The sequence below is a fragment of the Mesorhizobium norvegicum genome (genome assembly GCF_004919685.1).
GTDB lineage: Bacteria > Pseudomonadota > Alphaproteobacteria > Rhizobiales > Rhizobiaceae > Mesorhizobium > Mesorhizobium norvegicum.
Genome location: NZ_SMYZ01000143.1, coordinates 1 through 2183, shown reverse-complemented (window position 1 = coordinate 2183; position 2183 = coordinate 1). Strand labels below are relative to the sequence as shown.

Sequence of the window (2183 nt, the reverse complement as noted above, 5' to 3'; positions counted from 1 at the left end):
ACGCCATTTGATGCCGAGAAAGCGGCACGGGAATACGCGCTGTCGACCTTTCCAGATCGAAAGTCCGGTATCGTGGCGGTGGAAGTTCGCAAAGACGACGGCACGGTTGTATTCAGCAAAGCAGGGGGCAGCTAAATCTCAGCGCTTCCCCATCCTGGGCCATTGCCTGTTCCATCGCGTTCTGCCTCTGCCTTGTCTTTCGCGAGGAAGAGATGGCCGACACGCCGCCCTGGCGCACCGTCCTGACCACGGATCAATGAAAACCCGCGCCATGGAGGGACCGATGACGCGGGCCGGCTGAAGGTTTCCCAACAGCCTTCGCCGGATGCCAACGACATCCGAGCATGAACTCAACTATCCGAAACTGCTAATGTTCCGTCACAAGCATCGGGCGCTAGGCGCTACCCAGCCGTAGGCCCCTTAGACGGCCCTGTCCCGTTCCATTGAATGAAGGCGACTTCCTTCCCTGTGACTTCCCGCACGGCGTTCAACAGCACCTCATGCAAGACACGCGTTGCCCGGTAGTGCTCGCAATGTGGGGATATGAAGGGCCTCACGATGCTCTTGTGCAGCGCCTCTGCTGCCGTCAGAAAGCGTTCGATCTCTTCCTGCGAGAGCTGCTTTGACGGTTTGGTCCTGGCCATTGGCGATCTCCGTTGATGGGGTTCGCCGCAACGTGAGGATTATATTCCTCGCCTCGATCTCATTGGCAAGGGCTTATTCAGGGCAGTCCAGGGTCGTAATGCACAATCGCGTCGAGGATCGTGCGATAGAGGCTGCCCACCTCTTCGTCGATCTCAACGCGCTCGATGCCAAGCGCCTTGGCGTCGGCGATGAGCTTGTGCGTGAGCTCGTCGACCGAGATGACATCAGCCTTCGTCGTCTCAGGCACGTTGTTGGCCAGCCATTGATCCAGAAAGTTGATTCCGCGTGTGCTCATGACCGCTTAATCTCGGTGCCGATATTAGGTTCCACCGCCTTGACGACGCTCAAATTGTTACGCCTTGGGCTAACGCCCCAGCGGCTGTCTCGACAGTGAGACGAGATCGGCCTCATCCTTTATCCCGGCCATGTAGTTGGCAATGATCCGGGAGGCCAATCGGCCCTGCGCATCGGGCGATTGGTCGTCGACGAGTTTGAGTTGGTCGAAAACCCGCCCTAGCAGGGCCAGTTCGGCACGATCAAAAATCCCGGCGTCCACAGCTTTTCGTCTAATCGGCATCTAGTCCTCCTCTCTGAAATCCTGCAGCGAGGCGTGGCGGAGGTCTTCCTCGCCCCGCAGATGCTTCACACGGCCGATCAACCCGGGCTTAACCCACTGCGTCGCCCGCCGCTTCATGCCGTTGGGCGCCGTGCCTGCGCGCTCCTGGACGCGTTTCCATAGCCTCTCCCGCATTTCCCGGTTCAAGGTGACGAACGCGCTGCCGACGTAGCGCCCGGTGCCGCGCTCGGCCATCAGAGCGAACGCCGGCTTGCCAGCCTCACGCTCGACGCCTAGCAGCTCATATTCATCGATCGAGTAGCATTTGGCCTTCAGCCAGTTGGTCGACGGTCCGCTTCGGTATTTGCTGTCTCGCCGCTTCGACACCATGCCTTCCAAGCCGGCCTGGTCGACGAGATGAAAGACGGCGACGCCAGTGCCCGGCAGCGCTTCGCTGAATTGGATGCGACTGCCTTTCGGGATCATCTCGGCTAGGATCTCGCGCCGATCCTCCAGCGGCATGTCGCGTAAGTCGTGGCCGTTGAGGTGCAGGAGATCAAAGGCGACGAAATACAGGTCGTGTTGGCGCCTGGTGATGGCCTTCCGTAGCTCGCCGAAGTCAGACAGGCCGGCTTCGTTTAGGACGATGATCTCGCCGTCGACGATCGCACTCTCGGCGCCAAGGTTCGCCGCCTCTTTCACCAGATCGCGATATTTCGCCGTCCAGTCATGGCCGTTGCGCGTGTAGATCCTGGTGCCGTCGTCATCGACGATCAGTTGCGATCGGTACCCATCGAACTTGACCTCATGAATCCAATGGTCGCCTTCCGGCGGTTGCTCGACAAGGGTCGGCATCAAAGGCGGGACGAACTTCAGACGCATGCACTGGACCCACGAACCGCGATTCAATCAGCATGTGCTAAAAATAATTCCGGAACATGTAGACGAATTGGATATAGATGCCCGCCGCCCCATTCACGGC

The 2183-nt window shown here is 59.3% G+C and carries 4 protein-coding genes; all 4 read right to left on the bottom strand.

All coding sequences use genetic code 11. The features are described from left to right. Positions 1-401 precede the first annotated feature (401 nt). On the bottom strand, positions 402-644 hold the full coding sequence (locus tag FCU66_RS38805; RefSeq protein WP_136622742.1) for a hypothetical protein: 243 nt from the start codon (positions 642-644) through the stop codon (positions 402-404). A 77-nt stretch (positions 645-721) separates the two neighbouring features. After that, complete coding sequence (locus FCU66_RS38800; protein WP_136622743.1) at positions 722-940, bottom strand: DUF768 domain-containing protein; 219 nt, start codon at positions 938-940, stop codon at positions 722-724. A 69-nt stretch (positions 941-1009) separates the two neighbouring features. Beyond that, positions 1010-1222, bottom strand: coding sequence for a hypothetical protein (locus FCU66_RS38795; protein ID WP_136622744.1), 213 nt, complete (start codon positions 1220-1222; stop codon positions 1010-1012). Beyond that, positions 1223-2083 (bottom strand): ATP-dependent DNA ligase, encoded by an 861-nt coding sequence (locus FCU66_RS38790; protein ID WP_136622745.1) that lies wholly within the window; start codon positions 2081-2083, stop codon positions 1223-1225. Between the last annotated feature and the right edge of the window lie 100 nt (positions 2084-2183).

Coding starts and splice junctions, on each gene's coding strand:
- FCU66_RS38805 (WP_136622742.1), bottom strand. CDS start 644: ATGGCCAGGACCAAACCGTCAAAGCAGCTCTCGCAGGAAGAGATCGAA.
- FCU66_RS38800 (WP_136622743.1), bottom strand. CDS start 940: ATGAGCACACGCGGAATCAACTTTCTGGATCAATGGCTGGCCAACAAC.
- FCU66_RS38795 (WP_136622744.1), bottom strand. CDS start 1,222: ATGCCGATTAGACGAAAAGCTGTGGACGCCGGGATTTTTGATCGTGCC.
- FCU66_RS38790 (WP_136622745.1), bottom strand. CDS start 2,083: ATGCGTCTGAAGTTCGTCCCGCCTTTGATGCCGACCCTTGTCGAGCAA.